Source organism: Pseudomonas sp. MWU349, assembly GCF_017947325.1.
In the GTDB taxonomy this organism is placed as follows: Bacteria; Pseudomonadota; Gammaproteobacteria; order Pseudomonadales; family Pseudomonadaceae; genus Aquipseudomonas; species Aquipseudomonas protegens.
This window is the reverse complement of sequence record NZ_JAFEVP010000003.1, coordinates 306,401-328,751: the sequence shown is the minus strand read 5'-3', so window position 1 is coordinate 328,751 and position 22,351 is coordinate 306,401. Positions and strand designations below refer to the sequence as shown.

The 22,351-nt window shown below is 63.5% G+C and carries 18 protein-coding genes; 13 read left to right on the top strand and 5 right to left on the bottom strand.

All coding sequences use genetic code 11. The annotated features are described in order from the left end of the window. Positions 1-13 precede the first annotated feature (13 nt). The 9 genes from KCG88_RS13575 to KCG88_RS13535 all read left to right on the top strand — a co-directional run bounded on the left by KCG88_RS13575 (position 14) and on the right by KCG88_RS13535 (position 11,835). Complete coding sequence (locus KCG88_RS13575; RefSeq protein WP_210712727.1) at positions 14-1,471, top strand: alginate export family protein; 1,458 nt, start codon at positions 14-16, stop codon at positions 1,469-1,471. A 26-nt stretch (positions 1,472-1,497) separates the two neighbouring features. Further along, a complete protein-coding gene (gene algG, locus KCG88_RS13570; RefSeq protein ID WP_047284003.1) occupies positions 1,498-3,087 on the top strand; it encodes a mannuronan 5-epimerase AlgG in 1,590 nt (529 codons plus the stop codon). A gap of 11 nt (positions 3,088-3,098) precedes the next feature. Further along, positions 3,099-4,559 carry an alginate O-acetyltransferase gene (locus KCG88_RS13565; RefSeq protein WP_047335854.1) on the top strand — a complete coding sequence of 487 codons (1,461 nt, stop codon included), beginning with the start codon at positions 3,099-3,101 and terminating at the stop codon, positions 4,557-4,559. Between the two features lie 8 nt (positions 4,560-4,567). Then, positions 4,568-5,683, top strand: coding sequence for a mannuronate-specific alginate lyase (locus KCG88_RS13560; RefSeq protein WP_047284002.1), 1,116 nt, complete (start codon positions 4,568-4,570; stop codon positions 5,681-5,683). A gap of 188 nt (positions 5,684-5,871) precedes the next feature. Next, entirely contained in the window at positions 5,872-7,437 is a 1,566-nt protein-coding gene (locus tag KCG88_RS13555; protein WP_210712540.1) for an MBOAT family protein, read from the top strand. Between the two features lie 11 nt (positions 7,438-7,448). Then, positions 7,449-8,624 carry an alginate O-acetyltransferase gene (locus KCG88_RS13550; RefSeq protein WP_199010747.1) on the top strand — a complete coding sequence of 392 codons (1,176 nt, stop codon included), beginning with the start codon at positions 7,449-7,451 and terminating at the stop codon, positions 8,622-8,624. Between the two features lie 16 nt (positions 8,625-8,640). Further along, positions 8,641-9,309, top strand: coding sequence for an alginate O-acetyltransferase AlgF (locus KCG88_RS13545; protein ID WP_011059367.1), 669 nt, complete (start codon positions 8,641-8,643; stop codon positions 9,307-9,309). Positions 9,310-9,501: 192 nt separating this feature from the next. Beyond that, entirely contained in the window at positions 9,502-10,953 is a 1,452-nt protein-coding gene (locus KCG88_RS13540) for a mannose-1-phosphate guanylyltransferase/mannose-6-phosphate isomerase (protein ID WP_210712539.1), read from the top strand. Positions 10,954-11,559: 606 nt separating this feature from the next. After that, entirely contained in the window at positions 11,560-11,835 is a 276-nt protein-coding gene (locus KCG88_RS13535) for a hypothetical protein (protein ID WP_015634231.1), read from the top strand. Between the two features lie 597 nt (positions 11,836-12,432). On the opposite strand, the gene KCG88_RS13530 is transcribed toward KCG88_RS13535, so the two are convergent. Next, positions 12,433-12,912, bottom strand: coding sequence for a YhfG family protein (locus KCG88_RS13530; protein ID WP_210712538.1), 480 nt, complete (start codon positions 12,910-12,912; stop codon positions 12,433-12,435). Between the two features lie 420 nt (positions 12,913-13,332). On the opposite strand from KCG88_RS13530, the gene KCG88_RS13525 reads away from it, so the two are divergent. From KCG88_RS13525 to KCG88_RS13510, 4 genes are all read left to right on the top strand, one after another. Continuing rightward, complete coding sequence (locus KCG88_RS13525) at positions 13,333-13,797, top strand: hypothetical protein (RefSeq protein ID WP_019094739.1); 465 nt, start codon at positions 13,333-13,335, stop codon at positions 13,795-13,797. Between the two features lie 36 nt (positions 13,798-13,833). Then, positions 13,834-14,658 carry an SDR family oxidoreductase gene (locus tag KCG88_RS13520; RefSeq protein WP_047283996.1) on the top strand — a complete coding sequence of 275 codons (825 nt, stop codon included), beginning with the start codon at positions 13,834-13,836 and terminating at the stop codon, positions 14,656-14,658. A 168-nt stretch (positions 14,659-14,826) separates the two neighbouring features. Continuing rightward, positions 14,827-15,855 carry a sel1 repeat family protein gene (locus tag KCG88_RS13515; RefSeq protein ID WP_210712537.1) on the top strand — a complete coding sequence of 343 codons (1,029 nt, stop codon included), beginning with the start codon at positions 14,827-14,829 and terminating at the stop codon, positions 15,853-15,855. A 264-nt stretch (positions 15,856-16,119) separates the two neighbouring features. Further along, positions 16,120-17,145: a sel1 repeat family protein gene (locus KCG88_RS13510; RefSeq protein WP_241774806.1), complete on the top strand. Its 1,026-nt coding sequence runs from the start codon at positions 16,120-16,122 to the stop codon at positions 17,143-17,145. 213 nt (positions 17,146-17,358) lie between these two features. Here the strand turns inward: KCG88_RS13510 and KCG88_RS13505 are convergent, their stop codons facing one another. The 4 genes from KCG88_RS13505 to KCG88_RS13490 are packed head-to-tail and all read right to left on the bottom strand — an operon-like array spanning position 17,359 to position 22,150. Beyond that, a complete protein-coding gene (locus KCG88_RS13505; protein WP_210712536.1) occupies positions 17,359-18,219 on the bottom strand; it encodes an HlyD family secretion protein in 861 nt (286 codons plus the stop codon). Positions 18,220-18,229: 10 nt separating this feature from the next. Continuing rightward, positions 18,230-18,430: a DUF1656 domain-containing protein gene (locus KCG88_RS13500; RefSeq protein WP_007930063.1), complete on the bottom strand. Its 201-nt coding sequence runs from the start codon at positions 18,428-18,430 to the stop codon at positions 18,230-18,232. After that, positions 18,420-20,627, bottom strand: a complete 2,208-nt coding sequence (locus KCG88_RS13495) for an FUSC family protein (RefSeq protein WP_047283993.1) — start codon at positions 20,625-20,627, stop codon at positions 18,420-18,422. The genes KCG88_RS13500 and KCG88_RS13495 overlap by 11 nt, the downstream gene beginning before the upstream one ends. A gap of 11 nt (positions 20,628-20,638) precedes the next feature. Further along, complete coding sequence (locus KCG88_RS13490; protein ID WP_210712535.1) at positions 20,639-22,150, bottom strand: efflux transporter outer membrane subunit; 1,512 nt, start codon at positions 22,148-22,150, stop codon at positions 20,639-20,641. Positions 22,151-22,351 lie beyond the last annotated feature (201 nt).

Genomic DNA, 22,351 nt, shown 5'->3' with positions numbered 1-22,351 from the left:
GTCGAAACTGGGCATGGCCCTGGGCTTTGCCATGCTCTGGTCCAACCCGACCCTGGCGGCCATCACCGACACCCAGAACTTCGGCCTGGAAGTGAAGATCACCGGCCAGTCCGAAGACGATCGCGACCTGGGCACCCAGGGCGGTGGCGACGTCAACGGCATCGGCCTCGACCTGCGGCCATGGGTCTATGGCGAAAGCGGCAACTGGAGCGCCTACGCCATGGGCCAGGCCGTGACCGCAAGCGACGTGATCGAAACCGACACCCTGCAACAGTCCGGCGACGACGCCAGCCAGCAGTCCAGCAACGATGACCGCAAGACCAAGAAGAACTACCTGGCCATGCGCGAGTTCTGGGTCGGCTACAGCGGCTTCACCGCCTACCCTGGCGAGCAGTTGAAGTTCGGCCGCCAGCGCCTGCGCAACGATGACGGGCAATGGCGCGACACCAACATCGAGGCGTTGAACTGGACCTTCGACACCACCCTGCTGCGGGCCAACGTCGGCGCCGCCGAGCGCTTCAGCGAATACCGCACCGACCTCAAGGAGCTGGCGTCCAAGGACAAGGACCGCCTGCACCTGTACGCCGACGCCGCCTACCAGTGGACCCCCGGCCAGTGGGTGGGCATCCGCGCCCACCATACCCACGACGACGGCAAGCTCGACTATGCCCAGCCCGGCGTGGCCAGCGACCCGCTTGACAAGAAGGAAAACGGCGACCTGACCTGGCTCGGCCTGCAAGCCAACAGCGACGCCTTTAACTGGCGCAACACCAATACCGTCAACTACTGGGCCAGCCTCACCGGCATGCGCGGCGACCGCGATACGGTCAACCCGCTGAACGCCGACGGTAGCCGCCCGACCCAAGCCAAGCGCGGGGACAACCTCAACGGTTGGGCCACCGACCTGGGCGTGCGCCTGCGCCTTGACCCGAACTGGCAAGTGGGCGCGGCCTATGCCCGGGCCAGCGCCGAGTACGAACAGAACGGCCTGCAAAGCAACCGCTCCAACTACACCGGTACCCGCTCCCGGGTGCACCGCTTCGGCGAAGCCTTCCGGGGCGAAATGAACAACACCCAGAGCGCCACCCTGTTCGGTTCCTGGCAACTGCGCGAGGACTACGACGCCAGCCTGGTCTACCACAAGTTCTGGCGTGTGGACGGCAACAAACCGGTGGGCAGCAACGGCATCAACGCAGTGGACAACAACTACGACGACACCACCGGCGCCCTGCTCAGCAGCACCTCGCTGCCGCTCATGGATGGCAAGAAGGACCTCGGCCAGGAGATGGATCTGGTGGTCACCAAGTACTTCAAGCAAGGCCTGTTGCCCGCGGCCCTGAGCCAGTCGATCGATGAACCTTCGGCCCTGGTGCGTTTGCGCGGTGGCGTGTTCAAGCCCGGCGACGCCTACGGCAAAGAGGTCGACTCCTACATGCACCGCGCCTTTATCGACGTGATCTGGCGCTTCTGATGCAAGCCGCTAAAGGAGTGCCCGACATGCCTAATCAAACTCTCCAGAGCCCGTTGTCCAGAGGCTCCCTGAGCCTCCTGGCCGGCGCCCTGCTGCTGGCCAGCAGCAGCGCCTTCGCCACTGCCGAAACGGCCAAGGCACCGATCATCGCCAAGGAGCTGCAACAGGCCAAGACCTACACCGTCAGCAGTGCGCCCACCGAGCCCCTGGCCCTGGCCAAGCCGACCCTGCCCGACCTCTCCGGCTACACCGCCGAAGCGGCCGCGGCGAAGATCGTGCGCAGCAAGCCGGGCAAGATCAGCGTGCGCCGGATGATGCAGGAAGACGCCCTGAAGGACTTTATCGGCGGTGACAACAAGATGGCCGAATGGGTGGTGCGCCAGCACGGCATACCCCAGGCGATCTTCATCGACGACGGCTACGTCAACCTCAAGGAGCTGGTGGGCAAGCTGCCCAAGCAGTACATCAGCGAAACCGCGCCCGGGGTCTACCTGGCCCGCCTGCCCATCGTCGTCGGCCGCCACGGCATCCTGGAAATCGATAAACAGACCCAGGAGCTGCGCCTGTCCCAGGAAGGCGGCTCGTTCCTGGTCAACGATGGCCAGCTGTTCGTGCGCGACACCAAGGTCACGGGCTGGCGCGAGAAGGACAACGGCCCGGCGACCTTCCGCTCGCCCAAGGAATTCCGCCCGTTCCTGCTGGCCTGGGGCGGCACCGAGACTTACATCGTCAACAGCACGATGGCCAGCTTCGGCTACGCCAACTCCAAGTCCTACGGAGTGAGTATTTCCCAGTACACGCCGAACATGGCCAAGGTGCTCAAGCGCCCCGAGCCCACCGGCTGGATCGTCGGCTCGACGTTCTCGGACATGTGGTACGGCTTCTACTGCTACGAGACCCGGGACTTCGTGCTCAAGGGCAACACCTACAAGGACAACATCGTCTACGGCATCGACCCCCACGACCGTTCCCATGGCCTGATCATTGCCGACAACACCGTCCACGGCACCAAGAAGAAGCACGGCATCATCATTTCCCGGGAAGTGAACGACAGCTTCATCTTCAACAACCGCAGCTACGACAACCACCTCTCCGGGCTGGTGATCGACCGTAACAGCATCAACAACCTGATCGCCTACAACGAGATCTACCGCAACCACACCGACGGCATCACCCTCTACGAGAGTGCCGACAACCTGATCTACGGCAACAAGGTGATCAGCAACCGCCGCCACGGCATCCGCATTCGCAACAGCGTGAACATCCGCCTGTACGAAAACATCGCCATGGCCAACGGCCTGACCGGGGTCTACGGCCACATCAAGGACCTTTCCGACACCGACCGCGACATCAAGCTCGACCCGTTCGACGCCCAGGTCTCGCTGATCGTGGTCGGCGGCGAACTGGCCGCCAACGGCAGCGGACCGATGTCCATCGACTCCCCCTTGAGCGTGGAGCTGTACCGGGTCTCCATGCTGGCGCCGACCAAAAGCAGCGGCATCAGCTTCTCCGGGGTCCTGGGCGAGCGCCAGGATGAAATTCTCGACCTGCTGGTGCGCCAGCAGAAAGCCGTGTTGATCGACCCCGTCGAACGCCAGACCGAATTGCGGGATTGAGGATGACTTTCATGCACCCACACTGGATCAAACTCCTGGGCCTGTCGGCCCTGACCGCGGGGATTCTCGCCGCCAGCGCCGGCGCCCGTGCCGACCAAACCAGCGCCACAAGCGCCGCGCCGAGCTTCAAGGCTGAGCCGTGCTGCAACCTGTGCCCGGCCGCCCACGACGCAAAGAATTACGTGACCCGCTACCAGCAGAACTTCACCACCCTGGTGCAAGCCCAGGGCGACTGGCTGTTCCGTACCCAGGAAGATTTGCGCACCGAGTTCAACACCACTCCCGAAGGCTACCGCCGCCTCAAGCAGTTGCACGAAGCCTTCAAGAGCAAGGGCGTGGAACTGGTAGTGGTCTATCAGCCCACCCGCGGCCTGGTGAACCGCAACAAGCTCAACCCGGCGGAGAAAGCCCGTTTCGACTATGACAAGGCGCTGAGCAACTACAAGGCCATGCTCGGGCGCTTCGCGCAGATGGGCTACGTGGTGCCGGACCTCTCGCCGCTGACCAACGAACAACTGCCCGACACCCTGCCGGCCCACGACTTCTACTTCCGCGGCGACCAGCACTGGACCCCTTATGGCGCCCAGCGCACGGCGAAGATCGTCGCCGACAAGGTCAAGCAGTTGCCGGCCTTTGCCGACATTCCTCGGCGTGAATTCGAAACCCACAAGTCCGGGCGCATGGGCAAGACCGGCACCCTGCACAACATGGCCGGGCAATTGTGCGGCACCAGCTACGCCATCCAGTACATGGACCAGTTCACCACCGAGCCCAAGGGCGAGGCTGGCGACGGCGACCTGTTCGGCGACTCCGGCAACCCGCAGATCACCCTGGTGGGCACCAGCCACAGTGGCAAGAACTACAACTTCGCCGGCTTCCTGGAAGAGGCCATCGGTGCCGACATTCTCAACGTCGCCTTCCCCGGCGGCGGCCTGGAAGGCTCGATGCTGCAGTACCTGGGCAGTGATGAATTCCAGAAGAGCCCGCCCAAGATCCTCATCTGGGAATTCTCGCCGCTGTACCGCCTGGACCAGGAAACCATCTACCGGCAGATGATGGCCCTGCTGGACAACGGCTGCGAGGGCAAGGACGCGCAGATGAGCGCCAGCACCACCCTCAAGCCCGGCAAGAACGAATTGCTGGTCAACAGCAAGAACATGGACCTGCGCAACAGTGGTCATCAGGTCGACATCCGCTTCGCCGACACCTCGGTGAAAACCCTGCAAGCCACCCTCTGGTACATGAACGGGCGCCACGAGGACATCAAGATCGAAAAACCGGAAACGTCCGACACCGACGGGCGCTTCGCCTTCGAACTGCGCACCGACGAAGACTGGGCCTCGCAGAACCTGCTGGCGGTCGAGATCCAGGGCCCGGAAGCGGGCACTGCGGGGCAGAAGGTCGAAGCGAAAATTTGCAAACGCAACGTATTCCCGAGCGCCGAGCAACGCACCGCGCAGATCGGGCAATGAGGTTACCTATGCAAAGCACAGACTTGAAACGCTTGTTGATACCCAGCCTGCTGGGGCTGGCCATCGTCACCGGCAGCGCCCAGGCCGCCGCGCCGCTGCGCCCGCCCCAGGGCTATTACGCCCCGGTGGACAAGTTCAAGAGCGGCGACCACAGCGAGGGCTGCGACGCCATGCCGGCGCCCTACACCGGCGCCCTGCAGTTTCGCAGCAAGTACGAAGGCTCGGACAAGGCCCGGGCGACCCTCAACGTGCAGTCCGAACAGGCCTTTCGCGACACCACCGCCGACATCACCAAGATCGAGCGCGGCACCAGCAAGCGGGTCATGCAGTTCATGCGCGACGGCCGTCCTGAACAGCTGGACTGCACCCTCGCCTGGCTCAGCGCCTGGGCCCAGGCCGATGCGCTGATGTCCAAGGACTTCAACCACACCGGCAAGTCGATGCGCAAATGGGCCCTGGGCAGCATGGCCTCGGCCTACCTGCGGCTGAAGTTCTCCGACTCCCACCCCCTGGCCACCCACCAGGAACAGGCACAGAAGATCGAAGCCTGGTTCAGCAAGATGGCCGACCAGGTGGTCAGCGACTGGGACAACCTGCCCCTGGACAAGACCAACAACCACTCCTACTGGGCCGCCTGGTCGGTGATGGCCACCGCCGTGGCCACCAACCGCCGCGACCTGTTCGACTGGGCGGTCAAGGAATACAAGGTCGGCGCCAACCAGGTCGATGCCGACGGCTTCTTGCCCAATGAACTCAAGCGCCAGCAACGGGCCCTGGCCTACCACAACTACGCCCTGCCGCCTTTGGCGATGATCGCCAGCTTCGCCCAGGTCAACGGCGTGGACCTGCGCCAGGAGAACAACAGCGCACTCAAGCGCCTGGGCGAACGGGTACTGGCTGGGGTCAAGGACCCGGACACCTTCGAGAAGAAGAACGGCAAGCAGCAGGACATGACCGACCTCAAGGTCGACTCGAAATTCGCCTGGCTGGAACCCTACTGCAGCCTCTACACCTGCGCTCCGGAGACATTGGAGCGCAAGCACAAGATGCAGCCGTTCAAGACTTTCCGCCTGGGTGGCGACCTGACCAAGGTCTACGACCCGGCCCATGAAAAGGGCTCCTGATTCGAATCGTTGAAACGCCCCCTGTAGGAGCTGGCTTGCCAGCGAAGAGGCCCTCAAGAGCGCCTTCGCCGGCAAGCCGGCTCCTACAGGGGGGGCGCGCTGCACGCAGTACCGCTTCCCCGGTTTTTCACGGGGGGGTTTGGGGGGGCTCCGGCCTCTGACTATTGGTTAAACATGGAGAGATCGGGATGGTTTTCTCATCCAATGTGTTCCTGTTCCTGTTCCTGCCGATCTTTCTCGGCTTGTACTACTTGAGCGGGCAACGCTATCGCAACTTGCTGCTGCTGATCGCCAGCTATGTGTTCTATGCCTGGTGGCGCGTGGACTTCCTGGCGCTGTTCGCCGGGGTCACCCTGTGGAACTACTGGATCGGCCTGAAAGTCGGCGCCGCCGGTGTGCGTACCCGACCCGCCCAGCGCTGGCTGCTGCTGGGGGTGGCGGTGGACCTGTGCATCCTCGGCTACTTCAAGTACGCCAACTTCGGCGTCGACAGCATCAACGCCATCATGACCTCCATGGGGCTTGAGCCGTTCATCGTGACCCACGTGCTGCTGCCGATCGGCATCTCGTTCTACATCTTCGAGTCCATCAGCTACATCATCGACGTCTACCGTGGCGACACCCCGGCCACCCGCAACCTGATCGACTTCGCGGCGTTCGTGGCGATCTTCCCGCACCTGATCGCCGGCCCCGTGCTGCGCTTTCGTGACCTGGCGGACCAGTTCAACAACCGCACCCACACCCTGGACAAGTTCTCCGAAGGCTGCACCCGCTTCATGCAGGGTTTCATCAAGAAAGTGTTCATCGCCGACACCCTGGCGGTGGTTGCCGACCATTGCTTCGCCCTGCAAAACCCCACCACGGGCGATGCCTGGCTCGGCGCCCTGGCCTACACCGCGCAGCTGTACTTCGACTTCTCCGGCTACAGCGACATGGCCATCGGCCTAGGCTTGATGATGGGTTTTCGCTTCATGGAAAACTTCAAGCAGCCCTACATCAGCCAGTCGATCACCGAGTTCTGGCGGCGCTGGCACATCAGCCTCTCCACCTGGCTGCGCGACTACCTGTACATCACCCTGGGCGGCAACCGCAAAGGCACCCTGATCACCTACCGCAACCTGTTTTTGACCATGCTCCTGGGCGGCCTGTGGCACGGCGCCAACTTCACCTACATCGTCTGGGGCGCCTGGCACGGCATGTGGCTGGCCATCGAAAAGGCCCTGGGCATCAACACCACGCCGCGCAGCCTGAACCCGATCCGCTGGGCCCTGACCTTCCTGCTGGTGGTGATGGGCTGGGTGATCTTCCGTGCCGAGAACCTGCACGTAGCAGGCCGCATGTACGGCGCCATGTTCAGCTTTGGCGACTGGTCGCTGTCGGAACTCAACCGTGCCAGCCTCACCGGCCTGCAAGTGGCGACCCTGATCCTGGCCTACGCCACCCTGGCGTTCTTCGGCCTGCGTGACCTGTACCGCAACCCGGCGCCGGTCAAGCCCAAGCCCGAGGTCACTAGCGCCGCCGACGGCCCGGCCAGCGCCCAGCCCGGCCTGATCAAGGCGGTGCCCGGGGACAACCCCGGCAGCATCCACCAGCCGGGCTACATCGTCGGCACCGAGGCCCAGGTGCAACCGGCCTACTGGACTGCCGACTGGTCGCGCTACGCCATGCGCGCCCTGGTGCTGCTGCTGTTCATTGCCTCGATTCTCAAACTCTCGGCGCAAAGCTTCTCGCCGTTCCTTTACTTCCAGTTCTGAGGGATCTACCCATGACCCGCTCATTACGTGTGTTCTACATCGCCCTGTTCCTGCTGACCCTGCTGGTGCTGGGGCTGTGGTCGGTGCGCAGCTTCTTCGGCTTCAGTACCAACAACGACGCCACTGTGCTCAACGGGCGCTGGGCCAAGGCCGTGGAAACCCACTACGACGACCAGTTCCCGATCAAGCGCCTGGGCACCAACCTCTGGGCCGCCCTGGACTTCAAGCTGTTCAACGAAGGCCGCCCCGGGGTGGTGCTGGGCCGCGACCAGTGGCTGTACAGCGATGAAGAGTTCAACCCGGTGGTCAACGAGGAACTCAACCTGCAGGGCAACTACGCCCTGGTGGAAGGCGTGCGCCAGACCTTGAAGGCGCACGGGGTGAAGCTGGTGATGGCCATCGTCCCGGCCAAGGCCCGGCTGTATCCGGAACATCTGGACGAGGTGCGCCCGGCGCGCATCCACGCCAACCTCTACCAGGACTTCCACGCCCGGGTCGCCGCCGACAAGATCCTTGCCCCTGATCTGCTGGGCCCCCTGCAACAGGCCAAGCAACAGGGCCAGCCAGTGTTCCTGCGCACCGACACCCACTGGACCCCGGCCGGCGCCGAAGTCGTCGCCCGCCAGTTAGCCCAGGCCATCGCCGCCAAGACCCCGCTCAGCGGCCCGCCACAACGCTTCGTCACCGAGACCCAAGAGACGGTGAAGCACCAGGGCGACCTGCGACGCTTCCTGCCCCTGGACCCGCTGTTCGACAACCTGATGCCCGCCGCAGAACCGCTGCAAAAGCGCGTGACCCGCGCCAGCGAGGAACAGCCGGCCGCCGACGATGCGCTGTTCGCCGACCACGAAGTACCAGTGACCCTGGTGGGCACCAGCTACAGCGCCAACCCCAACTGGAACTTCGTCGGCGCCCTGAAACAGGCCCTGCACAGCGACGTGCTGAGCTACGCCGAAGACGGCCACGGGCCGATCCTGCCGATGCTCAGCTACCTGAAAAGCGACGACTTCAAGAACCACCCGCCCCAGGTGCTGATCTGGGAATTCCCTGAACGTTATCTGCCTGTGAACAACGAAATCGGCGACGCCGACCCGCAGTGGGTCGCAGAGCTCAAGCAAGCCGGTGCTCGCCAACAGAACCTAGCTGTTAACACCAAATCCGAGACGCCCGACCGGGCGCAAAACTGAAAAAGAGGTAACACTCATGACTTTCACTACTACTCCTCGTCGTCTCGCTGCCAAATCCCTGAAAGCTGCCGTATTGGCCGCGGGCCTGGGCCTGCTATCAGCTCCGGTATTCGCCGGTGGCGATGCCGCCCTGTACGGCCCCACCGCGCCCAAGGGCTCGACCTTCGTGCGCCTGTACAACGCCAGCAACAGCGAAGTCAGCGCCACGGTGGGCAGCACCAACGTCAATGACGTCGCGCCCCTGGCCAGCAGCGACTTCAGCTTCATGCCCGGCGGTGACTACACCGCCAAGGTGGGCAGCCAGAGCGTGCCGGTGAAACTCGCCGCCGATCACTATTACACCCTGGTCAACAACGCCAGCGGCCAGCCGCAGTTGATCGAAGAACCGCCGTTCAAGAACAAGCAGAAATCCCTGGTACGGGTGCAGAACCTCAGCGACCAGGCCCTGACCCTGAAGACCGCCGACGGCAAGACCGATGTGGTCAAGGCGGTGGCCGCCAAGGGCCGCGGCGAGCGCGAAATCAACCCGGTGAAGGTCAGCTTCGCCCTGTATGACGGCGAGAAAAAGGTCAGCGACCTCAAGCCCGTGGCCCTGGAGCGCGGCGAAGCGGCAGTGCTCTACGTCACCGGCAACGGCAGCAACCTGTCGCCGGTGTGGGTCAAGCGCCCCGTCTCCACGCGCTAACGAATTTCCGGATGCCTTGCCCGTCCCCCCGTAGGAGCCGGCTTGCCGGCGAAGGGGCCCTTGAGGACGCCTTCGCTGGCAAGCCAGCTCCTACACAGGGGCGCCGCGAGCATCCAGGCACGCCACAAAAACAAGAGTGAAACGACAGAACGCAGTAGCTCTAACCCATACGATGTTTGAAGGAGTAACAACATGATTCCGGTGATCTTGTCAGGTGGTAGCGGCTCACGTCTTTGGCCGCTTTCGCGCAAGCAATTCCCCAAGCAGTTCCTCGCCCTGACCGGCGAACACACCCTGTTCCAGCAAACCCTGGAGCGCCTGGTGTTCGAAGGCATGGACACCCCCATCGTGGTCTGCAACAAGGACCACCGCTTTATCGTCAACGAACAGCTGGCGGCGCGTAAGCTCGAAGCCCAGCGCATCCTCATGGAGCCCTTCGGCCGCAACACCGCCCCGGCCGTGGCCCTGACCGCGATGATGCTGGTCAACGAAGGCCGCGACGAGCTGATGCTGGTGCTGCCCGCCGACCACGTCCTGGACGACCAGAAAGCCCTGCAACGAGCCCTAGCCCTGGCCACCGTGGCCGCCGAGCGTGGCGAAATGGTGCTGTTCGGCGTACCGGCGACCAAGCCGGAAACCGGCTACGGCTACATCAAGTCCACCAACGATGCGTTGCTTCCGGAGGGGGTCAGCCGGGTCTCGCACTTCGTCGAAAAGCCCGACGAAAAACGCGCCACCGAGTTTGTCCAGGCCGGCGGCTATTTCTGGAACAGCGGCATGTTCCTGTTCCGCGCCAGCCGCTTCCTCGAAGAGCTGAAGAAACACGACCCGGACATCTACGACACCTGCCTCTTGACCCTGGAGCGCAGCCAGCAGGACCCGGACACCGTGACCATCGACGAAGCCACCTTCGCCTGCTGCCCGGACAACTCCCTCGACTACGCGGTGATGGAGAAGACCCAGCGCGCCTGCGTGGTGCCCCTGAGCGCCGGCTGGAGCGATGTGGGCTGCTGGTCGTCGCTATGGGACGTGCATGAAAAAGACGCCAACGGCAACGTCAGCAAAGGCGATGTGGTGATCCAGGACAGCAAGAACTGCATGATCCACGGCAACGGCAAGCTGGTGTCGGTGATCGGCCTGGAAAACATCGTCGTGGTGGAAACCAAGGACGCCATGATGATCGCCCACAAGGACAAGGTCCAAGGGGTGAAACAGATGGTCAACACCCTCAACGAACAGGGCCGCAGCGAAACCCAGAACCACTGCGAGGTCTACCGCCCGTGGGGCTCCTACGACTCGGTGGACATGGGCGGGCGTTTCCAGGTCAAGCACATCTCGGTCAAGCCGGGGGCCTGCCTGTCGCTGCAGATGCACCACCACCGCGCCGAACACTGGATCGTGGTCAGCGGCACCGCCGAAGTCACCTGTGACGAGAACGTGTTCCTGCTCACCGAGAACCAGTCCACCTACATCCCCATCGCCTCGGTGCACCGCCTGCGCAACCCGGGCAAGATCCCGCTGGAGATCATCGAAGTGCAATCGGGCAGTTATTTGGGCGAAGACGATATCGAGCGGTTTGAGGATATCTACGGCCGCTCCACCCCGGTGGAACGTGGCGTCTCGGTGAAGACCATAGCGCAGTAAGCGCAGCGGCAAGTTTCAAGCGGCAAGCTGCAAGTAAAAGCAGGGAGTCGTGCTAGCAAGACCTTTGTGCTCCCCCTTTCCAGGTGCCCGCGTCCCCTATCCGCAGGCGCCTGGACAGGGGGATTTTTTTGTAGCCACTGCCGCAGGCTGCGAAAAGGGCCGAAGGACCTTCAGCGGTCTTGAGCCCCCTGAGCCCGCTGCGCGGTCGTTCGCAGCCTGCGGCAGCGGCTATAAGAAGCAGCGATCAGTAGAGGCAACCGTAAGCTTCAAGCGGCAAGCCAGATCAACAGCCATCTGTGGATACAAAAGGTCGTTTAAGGCTACACATCTCGGGTTGACCACCCTCTTCTCGCTCCCTATCCTCGCGCCTGTCACGACTCATTCGTGATCGGGTTTGACGGCTCGGTAACACTTTCAGGACGCATAGTTCCTCGACTCTGCTTGCGCTCTTCTGCGCTCGCAAAAATGTCTTATGGCGACTGTGCGTGGGGCATCTTCGGATGCGCCGGGTTCCTGAAACCGGTCCGTCAACCTGCGTACAGTTGCCACCCAACTCGTTTGACGGCGATCAAGTGGCAGCTCTATTTATTTCAGGAGCAACACACCATGACGGACCGTATCGCGCTAACCAGCAACGAATCCTCCACTCCGACCCTGTTTATCGACACCCGCGCGCCTTTGGACGAACTGCATGCCAGCGCCGCCTACCGCATCCTCGCGGTGACTCAACTGATGGAAAGCATCGTGCACATGGACAGCCGCCACGCCGATGCCACCGATCTGACACAGATCGCCCACGCCAGCGCCATTCTGTTGCGCGATGGTTGTGATCTGCTGGACGTGTTGGGACGGCGGATTCGTGGCAGTCAGTACCTGAACTAAAACGCCCCGTAATCGTTCCCCTTCAAACGCGGGGGAACGATCGGCACGCCTGTCCCCTCTCCTTCATCTAGAACCCGCCTCATCGATCACTGCCGTACCCATCTTCGTCAGAAGATGCGCAGCCCTGTTGTGGGTGGCAGCCGTGCGCGGATTGGTCGACCGGAGATACAGGAACCCGGCAGGGACGAAGCCCTCCCACGCACAGCTGCCATTGCACGAATGCGCAGGCGCACAACCCGCCGGCAATAGCGCAATGGGGTGCTGCTGCAGCTGCATCAAAACGGGTTACCAAGCGCAGGGGTGGCAGCTGCGTGCAGGTTGGTAAACCGGAGATACAGGAACCCGGCAGGGACGCCCCCTCCCACGCACAGCTGCCATTGCACAAGTGAAATGCGGCGCTGTTGCGCCTGTATCAGAACGAGTTACCAAGCCCGGTCGCTGAATGTGCTGCGACGCTCAAAGGCTAGTCCGGGTTCGACACACAGCAACGACGAAGGCGTCGCAGTTTATGTCCAGGCCAAGAGAGTTTAGGAATGTTCAGGATGGCGGCACGCCGAGGAGGCGGGGTAGCAGTAATGATCATGAGAAGCGTCGTATTTATCCATTCAACGGTCTTCCATGCTTGGCCAGGATTTTTTCCAACGAGGCTTTTTCGTCGAAGATCGGTATGTCTATGCCTTCCAGTCTTGAACTGCTGACAAAGTTTTTAAGCTTGTTCTTTTCGAAACGCTCATAAGGATCAAACGCTGGACGAACAGCGCATTTCGACAACAGGGACAAAGCGCCTCTAAGTTCTGCAACATTCCTGGCGCACATCCTGAAGCCGATTCTTTTTGAAACTTCATTGCGCACAACCGGATAGGGCAACGCATCACTGAGTGCACGTGCGCATTCACGCCCCTCTTCTGCCTGGGCACTCAGGCGCTTTAACTTCAAAGATAAGGAGCTCCAGCCATTTGCCCCTAACTTCAAATGAAGCTGAGTTTCGACAAAGCGTTTGACCTCAAGAAACGTTCCGAGCTTCTTCAGATCGCTGATCTGTGCAGTTTGCAAGATCTGCTGCAGTGATACGTCCATCATCGCCCCATGATTGATGCCAAAGCCCGGAGATTATACACCTCATAGATCGCCACCACGGGCACGTCTCGACCTTGGCACCAGCACTCTTCACAGTCAAAAGCGGAGCCCACCCCTTCAGCTAGCATTCGCCTCGTTCGATGTTGGCAGCCCTGAGAGCCTGAGCATTTTCCAGTCCCGGTAAAGGTGTTCCAGGAATCGATAGATGACCCCGGAACATGCCAGCCACCTGCTCGGGCGGGCAGCATAGGACCACATGATGTCCACTATCGGCATAAATCCGCATTAACAGACCTTCTGTTGTCCCTAACGCCCCCATCAAAACCTGGCCTGTGGATAACGTCACAACAGCCACCCTCCATCGCCAACCCCACCTACGCTTAGGTAGGATGTCCCCTCCTTTTCCCCGAGGCTCGCGTCATGTTCATCGGCGTTCTGCTGGTCATTACCTGGCTGATCCTGCTTCTGCGCTACCCCGCCAAAGCCCTCCCCGTGTCCCTGGCTGCCGCGTTCGGCCTGGCCCTGGTGGCCTGCTGGGTGGTCTGGCTGGACAACCGCGAAGCCCAGCAACTGGCGCGCCTGGAGCTGCGCCTGACCTACGCGCCGGAGCACTGCCCCGCCGACCGTCCATTGCAGGTCAAGCTGAACAACGGCAACAAGGTGCCCCTGGTGGAATTGCGCTGGCGGGTCGCGGCCTACGCGCCGGGGGATACGGTCAACCTCGCCGACAACCAGTACAGCGCCCCGCGCTACCGTGGCCCCGGCGAGTTGCAGGCCGGCGCCAACTGGCAGGACTGCTTGCCCCTGCCGCCGCTGCGCCCCGGCTATCGTCCACAAACCCTGGAGTTTCGCGCCGAGCGTTTACAGGGTAGTTTCTCCGACTGATTCACCCCTTCCCTCATCCAGCACAAGGACCGCGCCATGCCCGTAGCGTTGATCACCGGTTGTTCCAGCGGCATCGGCCGCGCCCTGGCGGACACCTTCAAGGGCGCCGGTTTCACCGTGCTCGCCACCGCACGCAAGGCCGAGGACGTCTCTGCCCTGCAAGCGGCCGGTTTCAAGGCCGTGCAACTGGATGTGAATGACGGCCCGGCCCTGGGCGCCCTGGGCGAGGAGATCAACCAGCAGTACGGCGGCCTGGATGTGCTGATCAACAACGCCGGCTACGGCGCCATGGGCCCGCTGCTCGATGGCGGCGTGCAAGCCATGCAGCGCCAGTTCGAAACCAACGTATTTTCGGTGGTCGGGGTGACTCGGGCGATGTTCCCGGTGCTGCGCCGCAGTCGCGGCCTGGTGGTGAATATCGGCAGTGTGTCCGGGGTGCTGGTGACGCCGTTTGCCGGTGCCTATTGCGCCTCGAAGGCCGCGGTGCATGCCTTGAGCGATGCCCTGCGCATGGAACTGGCGCCGTTCGGCATCCGCGTCATGGAAGTGCAGCCCGGGGCCATTGCTTCAAGTTTTGCCAAGAACGCCGGGCACGAAGCCGAACAGCTGCTCAACGAACAATCGCCCTGGTGGCCGCTGCGCGAGGGCATCCGCTCCCGGGCCAAGGCCTCCCAGGACAAGCCGACCCCGGCCAGCGAATTTGCCGCCGGCCTGCTCAAGGCCGTGCAACAGGACAAGCCGCCACGCCTGGTGCGCCTGGGCAATGGCAGCCGCGCCCTGCCGCTGCTGGCCAACCTGCTGCCCAAGGCTCTGCTGGAGAAGGGACTGATGAAGCGGTTTGGCCTGAGCGCCAGGCTCTGACCCCCACGCACGCAAGCCATCCAGGGTGTACCGCGTGCCTCCCGTAGGAGCCGGCTTGCCGGCGAAGAGGCCCGCAAGCCTTGCATCGCCCTTGCCGGCGCCTTCGCTGGCAAGCCAGCTCCTACAGCGGTACGCCTTTGTTCATTCGCCGATCAGGGATCTGCCCCATTGAAATGTCGTAGAACACTACCGTTGGCCCTGCTCGCCTTGCTGCTGGGCTGCCATGCCTCGTCACCGGACGAAAAACTCAATGCCACCCTGCCGGACCTGAGCCTGGAACAGATCCTGCCCAAGGTCGAAGCCAACCCGTACTGCTCGCCGGAGATGGACAGCGAACGGCTGGTCGGCCTCGGCATCCGACTGATGAATGAGGACGAGGTGCTGCATGGCGCAAGCCGCACCTTGCTGGCGAGCAAGGCCATACAAATGGCCCGCGCCTGCCTGATCATGGCCGCCCCCCGCGACACCATGAGCCTGTGCCTCCTGGGCGGGATTGTCGGCTCCAGGCAGAAGGACTATGACAAAAGCGAAGCCTTCAACTACATCGCCTACGCCGCCCAGCACAATGAATCCTGCGCTGAAGCGGGCCTGTACGACATCTACAACCTTGGCAAGCTGGACCAGCCCGCGAACAAGGCACTGGCCATGGCCTGGCTGGAACGCGCCGCCCGGCACGGCGACCAGGACTCGCAACAAGAGATGCTGCGCCGCAACGAACAGGACAATTTGCCGGTGGCCTACGCCTGGGCCCGAACCCTGGATGACGCCCAAGCGCTCGAAGCGCTGAAACGCAAGATGCGCCCTCAGCAGATGGCCGAAGGCGAACAGCACTACACCCGGCTGCTCAGCCAGCTCCCCTCCAAACAGGATCTTGAGCAGGAGCTGCGCCAGAACGTCATCCTCCTGGGCACAGGGGATATCTACTACGACTACCCGGAGGTGTTCGCGGGCATGTCACTTGAGCAACAGCATGCGTTCGTCGCCCAGTTGGTGGACATGCAGGACCGCTACCCGAAGTTCCACACCCGCGGCCAACTGGTGGCCTACGCCTTGATTTCCCGCCTGGTGCAAAGCACCGGGCCGGCCGTGGACCTGTGGCAAGACCCGGCGCTGCAGGCCGTGCTGGAGGACGATGACCTGAGCGTGGAAGACAGCGTGGCCCAGGCCAAAATCCTCCTGGCCAAGCGCAAGCCATAGCAGCGGCTGGCGCTACTGCTGTCCGAGGTGTCACCGGTGCAGGGCCCCGGGGCCCTTTGCCGCAGCCCAACAGGTGCGGCGGTTTCGGTTGTATGCCCTCTCAATCCCAGTAGAATGCGCGACCTTGAGCCCCTGCGCTCATGCAGCATGGAATCGCTGGCGTCGACACCCAAGCACGGATTTGCTCAAGCTCCACCCTCTCCCGTCCTGTCCTTGCCTGATTTCATGCGCGTCTTTTTTCATTCGCCGATCAGGGAATACCCATTGAAATTGTTCAACGCGCTGCCACTGGCAGCGGCTGTATTGCTGGCGGCCTGCGCCTCCACGGCTCCGAAAAACACTGAACCGAAAGTCCCAGAACTGAATGACACCCTGCCCAAGCTGACGCTGGACAGCGTCTTGCCCAAGGTCAGCGCCAACGAATACTGCAACCCGGCCATGGAGGCCGATCTGCTGTACGGCATCGGTTACAAGCTGAACGAGATCGAGGACTACGCGAACGCCAAGGGCTGCTTCGCCATGGCCGCGCCGCACTACACCCGGGCCTTCTGCTACCTGTCCACCACCACCGACCAGGAAACGGACAAGCCCAAGGCCGAGCGCGACCGCGAGTCGTTCAACTACATCGCCTACTCGGCGTCACAGAACGACTGGTGCGCCGAGTACGGCATGTACGCCACCTACTGGTTCGGCGACAAGGACATCCCCAAAAACCGGGACCTGGCCCTGCGCTGGCTGGAGCGCTCGGCGCTGCACGGCAACCCGGAACCGCAGCAGAGCCTGGCCGACGCCGCCGAAGAATCCGGCGATCTGGTGAAGGCCTATGCCTGGCTGAAGATCATCGACAACACCGAGGACACCAGCCAGCTGGATGCCCTTAAAGGCAAAATGAGCCCAGAGCAACTGGCCGCAGGCGAACAGCGCTTTGGCGAGCTGAAGGCGCGGGTGACCAGCAAGCAGGTGATGTACGACGAAGCGCGGGATGAAGAAGTAGCGATTTTCTCCGCCGAGATCCATTTCGATCTCCCCGACCTGTTCCAGGGCATGACCACGGCCGAGCGCCAGGCCTTTGTCAAAGCGGCCATCGCCAAGGCCCGGGACAGCGGCCAGTTCAAGCTGCATTACGCGGTGACCCAGTACATCATCGTCTCGCGCCTGGCCCAGCAGCGTTACCCCGGTGTCGACGTGCTGCAGAACCCGAAGCTGGTGGCGGTCATCAACCACGTCGACGACGGCCTGGAAGCTGCGGCGAAGAAGTCCCAGGCGATCATGGACAAAAGCTACAAATAACCGCCCCCTGTAGGAGCCGGCTTGCCGGCGAAGAGGCCCGCAAGCCTTGCATCGCCCTTGCCGACGCCTTCGCTGGCAAGCCAGCTCCTACAGCAGTCAGATAGACCGTGCAGTTCCCTGTAGGAGCCGGCTTGCCGGCGAAGAGGCCCGCGAGCCTTGCATCGCCCATGCCGGCGCCTTCGCTGGCAAGCCAGCTCCTACAGAGGGTGGCGCCTACAAAGGCTCGGGGTTGACGATGACGGTGCAGGTGATGCCGGCGGCCAGCAGTACGCCGTCCGGGACTTGGTCGATGTGGATGCGCACCGGTACGCGCTGGGCCAGGCGCACCCAGTTGAAGGTCGGGTTGACGTCGGCGATCAGTTCGCGGCTTTCCGGGTTGTCGCGGTCGTAGATGCCCCGGGAAATGCTTTCCACATGGCCCTTGAGCACTTCGCCGCTCATCAGTTGCATGTCGGCCTTATCCCCGACGCGCACGTGGGGCAGCTTGGTTTCCTCAAAGAAGCCGTAGACCCAGAACGAGTTCATGTCGACCACCGCCATTTTCGGCTCGCCGATGCGCGCGTAGTCGCCACGGTGCACGTTGAGGTTGGTGACATAGCCGTCCACCGCCGCCCGCACCTGGGTGCGCGCAAGGTTGAGTTGCGCCGCTTCCAACTGGGCCTGGGCGTGCTGGTAGTCGGCCAGGGCCGAGTCGGCGATGTTGCCGGCGTCGTCGCGGTTTTCCTTGGAGATCACCAGGTTGTCCATGTCGGCGCGGCGCCGGGCATTGACCTTGCGCATCTCCCAGGTGGCTTTCTTCGACGCCACCAGCGCTTGCGCCTGCTTGACCGCGATCTGGTAGTGCTCGGGGTCGATCTGCATCAGCAGGTCGCCCTTGTGCACCAGTTGGTTGTCCTTGACCGGCACGTCCACCACTTCGCCGGTGACGTCGGCGGCGACGTTGATGATGTCCGCGCGCACCCGGCCGTCACGGGTCCAGGGGGTGTACATGTAGTGCTCCCACAGGGTGCGGCCGATCCACAGGGCCAGGGCCAGCACGAGCAGGGTGGCGAGCAGGCTGAAAAACTTTTTCATTGCGGGGGTCTCAACGGTAGACAGTGAGCGCCATGGCGCCGAACAGACAGCAGAACAGGCTCAGGCGCAGCAGCGCCGGGTGCCAGAAGAAGCGATACAGGTCATAGCCGGAGATGAACCGGTCCAGGGCCCAGGCCAGGGCCGCGGCGATGAAGAACATCAGGGTCATGGTGGGCATGTAAACGCCGTGGAAGGCGATTTCACGAGGCATGGTCAAGTCCTTGGGGTGCAGGCGCCGTTGGTTTGGCCACGGCATAGGCCGCCAGCGGCGATTGCGGGTCGAGCAATGAAGTACGGATGAAGTGCAGGTAGCTCTTGACCCGGCGCAGGGCCGAGGTGTCGAAGTGCGGGGCAAAGGGCTCGTCGGTGGCCTGGACCCGGCTGATGGCGTGGTCCACGGCGATCAGGCCGCGCTCCAGGTTGCTCTGGCTGGGCTGCAGGAACAGCCGCACCAGGGAGCGGCCCATGACCCGGATCGCCTGGCGCCAGGGCTGGGATTCGGCATAGGCCGGGTGCACCGGGAGGATGGCCTGTTCCTTGCGCAGCTCGATGATGGCGTGGCCGACTTCCAGCACCACGAACATCCAGCGCAGCAGTTCGCTCTGCACCTTGGGCTGGCCCACCGCCAGGCCATAGGCCTGGTGCAGCAAGTCGCGGGTACGGCTTTCGAAGCTCGATGCCAGGCCCTTGAGCTTGCCGCTGATGGCGTACACCACCTGGCCGCGCAGGTCCTGCTCCAGGCGCCGCCACAGCCAGCGGCTGTTGGGCGGCAGGATGATCGCCCCCGCCGCGGCGCAGACCAGCATGCCCATGACCATGGCGATGTAGTCGTTGATGAAGGCGTAGGGGTTGTAGACGGTCAGGTTGTCCGGCACCGAACCGGTGCTGAAGAAGATCAGCAAGCCCAGGCCGACCCCGGCGTACTTGGGCCTGGACGCAAGGAACGAACCCAACACGATCACCGGCGCCAGCATCAGGCACAGCAGCGGGAAGCCGTCGATCCAGGGGAACACGAAGAACATTTCGACGAAGCCCACCAGGGCGCCGATGAAAGTCCCGCAGGCCATCTGGAACGCCATGCGCTTGGGGTTCGGCGTAGCCGCCGAAAGGCCGATGGTGGCGGCGGCGATCAGGGTCATGGTGGCGCCGCTGGGCCAGGCCGTGGCCACCCAGTAGCTCCCCAGCACCACCAGCACGAAGGCCGCGCGGATGCCCGAGGCGGCGCAGGCCAGCCAGTTGGTCTGCGGCGTGTAGGGCTCGTCCCAGCGCTCGCGCTCGTGGCGGTGGTCGGCCAGGGACGCGTGGGTCTGGGCGTAGCTGTGCATCTCGTCGACAAAGCGGTAGAGCAGCTCATAGGCCGTGTGGAAATCCAACTGCTCGGCGTCGCTCGGGCCACTCTCCTGGAAGGCCGCGCGCAGGCTGCGCACCCGCGCCGGCAGCTCGGCCTTGTAGGCCGCCAGGGCCGTGGCCAGGCGTGCCGCATCGGGGCTGGTCAGGGCCCGGCCAGAGAAACCGTCCAGCAGTTCCGCCAGGTCATAGAGCCCTGGTTTGATCGCCGCCACCACATGGTCGGCGCCGCTGCTGCGCAGGCGTTCGAGCAACTGGTGCAAGGCGTTGAAGCGCGTGGTGATGCCCATGAACTCGCTGTTCAGGCGGCTCAGGCGACCGTTGCGCCGACGCATGTGCGGGTCTTCGAACACGGTGACGCTGCGCAACCCTTCCAGGCCCACGGCCTCGGCGATGAAGCGCACGTTGCTGCTTTCGAAGCTGTCGCGCTGGCTGCGCCCGCGCAGGCCGTCGGTAACGAACAGGGCGAACACCCCGAAGCGCTGGTACAGGGCGTTGCGCATGGCGGCGCTGGCGGTCTGCGGCAGGATCGCGGCGCTGACCAGGGTCGAGCAGAGAATCCCCAGGGAGATCTCCAATACCCGCCACACCGCCGCCATGAAGGCCCCTTCGGGGTGAGCCAGGGCCGGCAGGCCAACCATGGCCGCGGTGTAGCCGGCGAGGACGAAACCGTAGGCGCGAAAGTTGCGGTAGCGCGCGGCACCGGCCGAGCAGATGCCAACCCAGATCGCCAGCGAGCCTAGGAACAGCTCGGTGTTCTGGGCGAACAGGGCGATCAGCGCCACCATCACCGCCGAGCCGGCCAGGGTGCCGAGAAAGCGGTAGAAGCTCTTGGCGAACACCTGGCCGCTCTGCGGCTGCATGACGATGAACACGGTGATCATCGCCGTGCGCGGTTGCGGCAACTCCAGGCGCATGGCCAGCCACAGGGTGAGGAACGCGGCGGCCAGGACCTTGAAGATATAAACCCAGGTCACGCCGTCGCTGCGCGCCCAGTCGAAGAAACCCCGGCGCCATTCAAGGGAGTACAGCCAGCGCAAAGGGGCGGGCAAGGAAGTCATGGGGGCCTGCTTCAATGGTCGAACACGGCCAGGGCCGCGGGGGTCTTGGGTGCCTCAAGGCGGTCTTGCGCGGGGACGTCGCGGCCGGCTTCCAGCCCGCCGCCCAGGGCCGTGACCAGGTCCGCCTGGACCGTCAGGCGTGCGGCCTGCACCTGCTGCTGCACCTGTTGCTGATGGAACAGCAGGCTCTGGGCGTTGAGCACATTCAGGTAGTCGGTCAGGCCGCGCTGGAAGGCCACGGTGGCGATGTCGTAGGTCTTCTGCGCCGCGGCCACCGACTCGGCGGCGAAGGCTTGCTGCTTGTCCATGGACTCGCGGCGGATCAACTGATCGGAGATGCTTTTCAGTGCATCCACCAGGGTCTGGTTGTACCTGGCCACGGCCATGTCGTAGCCGGCCGAGGCTTCACCCAGCTCCGAGCGCAGGCGCCCGCCGTCGAAGATCGGCAGGCTGATGGCCGGGCCGACGTTGTAGTTGAGCTTCTTGCCGGTGAGGAACTCCAGGGCCCCACCGCCGGTGGCCATGAAGCCGATGCTGCCCACCAGGTCGACGTTGGGGTAGAAGCCGGCGTGAGCCACATCGATACCGCGAGCCTGGGCCGCCACTTGCCAGCGGCTGGCGACCACGTCCGGACGCTGGCCCAGCAGTTCGGCGGGCAGGGCCGAAGGCAGTTTCAGCGCGGCGCCCAGGGACAGGCTTGGCCGCTGCAATTGCGCACCCTCCCCCGGGCCCTTGCCGGCCAGGGCCGCCAGCTGGTTGCGGGTCAGGGCGATTTCTTCGTCCAGGGCGTCCAGCTGGCGATGGGTTTCCGGCAGCGGCGCCTCGGCCTGGCTGACTTCGAAATGGGTGCCGATGCCGCCGTCCAGGCGCCGTTGCGCCAGTTCGAGGATCTGTTGCTGCTGCTTGAGGGTGGCCGCGACGATATCGCGCTGGGCGAAGTGCAGGGACAGCTGGATATAGCTGCGCACCACATTGTTCACCAGTTCCAACTGGGCCTGACGGGCTTCGGCCACGCTCATGTGGGCCAGGTCCACGGCGCGCTCGGTGCTGTTGCTTTCCCGGCCCCAGAGGTCCAGGGCATAACTGAAACCCAGGGCGGCGTTGTTGTCCCAGGTGGTGCTGTTGGACAGGGCGCCGGGGCCGTAGAACTGATCGGTGGGCCAGTTGTGGCGCTTGAGGGTGGCGTCACCCTTGATCTGCAACGACTCGGCCGACTCGGCAATACCGGCCATGGCCTTGGCCTGGCGCACCCGGGCGGCGGCCATGGCCAGGCTCGGGCTGCCCTGCAAGGCGAGGCTGATCCAGCGGTCCAGTTGCGGGTCGCCATAGGCCTGCCACCACTGGGCGCTGGGCCAGTGGGCATCTCGCGCGGCGCTCTTGATCGCCTCGTCGGTGGCCAATGTATTAGCGGGAAGTGTCTTGCCTTGTGGGGCAATGCCTCCGGTTCCGATGCAGCCGCTGATTGCTAACGATAAAGCCCAAACACTGAGGGTCTTGAACCCTCTGCTGATGCGACGCGGCACTGCTGCGAATTCCTGAAGATCGGGGGGGAGTATTTCTCTCGTAGGAGCTGGCTTGCCGGCGCAGCGATACGCCTGCTACACCGCGTTGCGCGGATCGCCGGCCTGCCGGCTCCTAGGGATCGGCGCAATTCTAGGGGGCGGTCGTGGCGGCGATAAGCTGGGATTCCTGTGAATCTTTGTTACCGTAAACGCGATAATCCC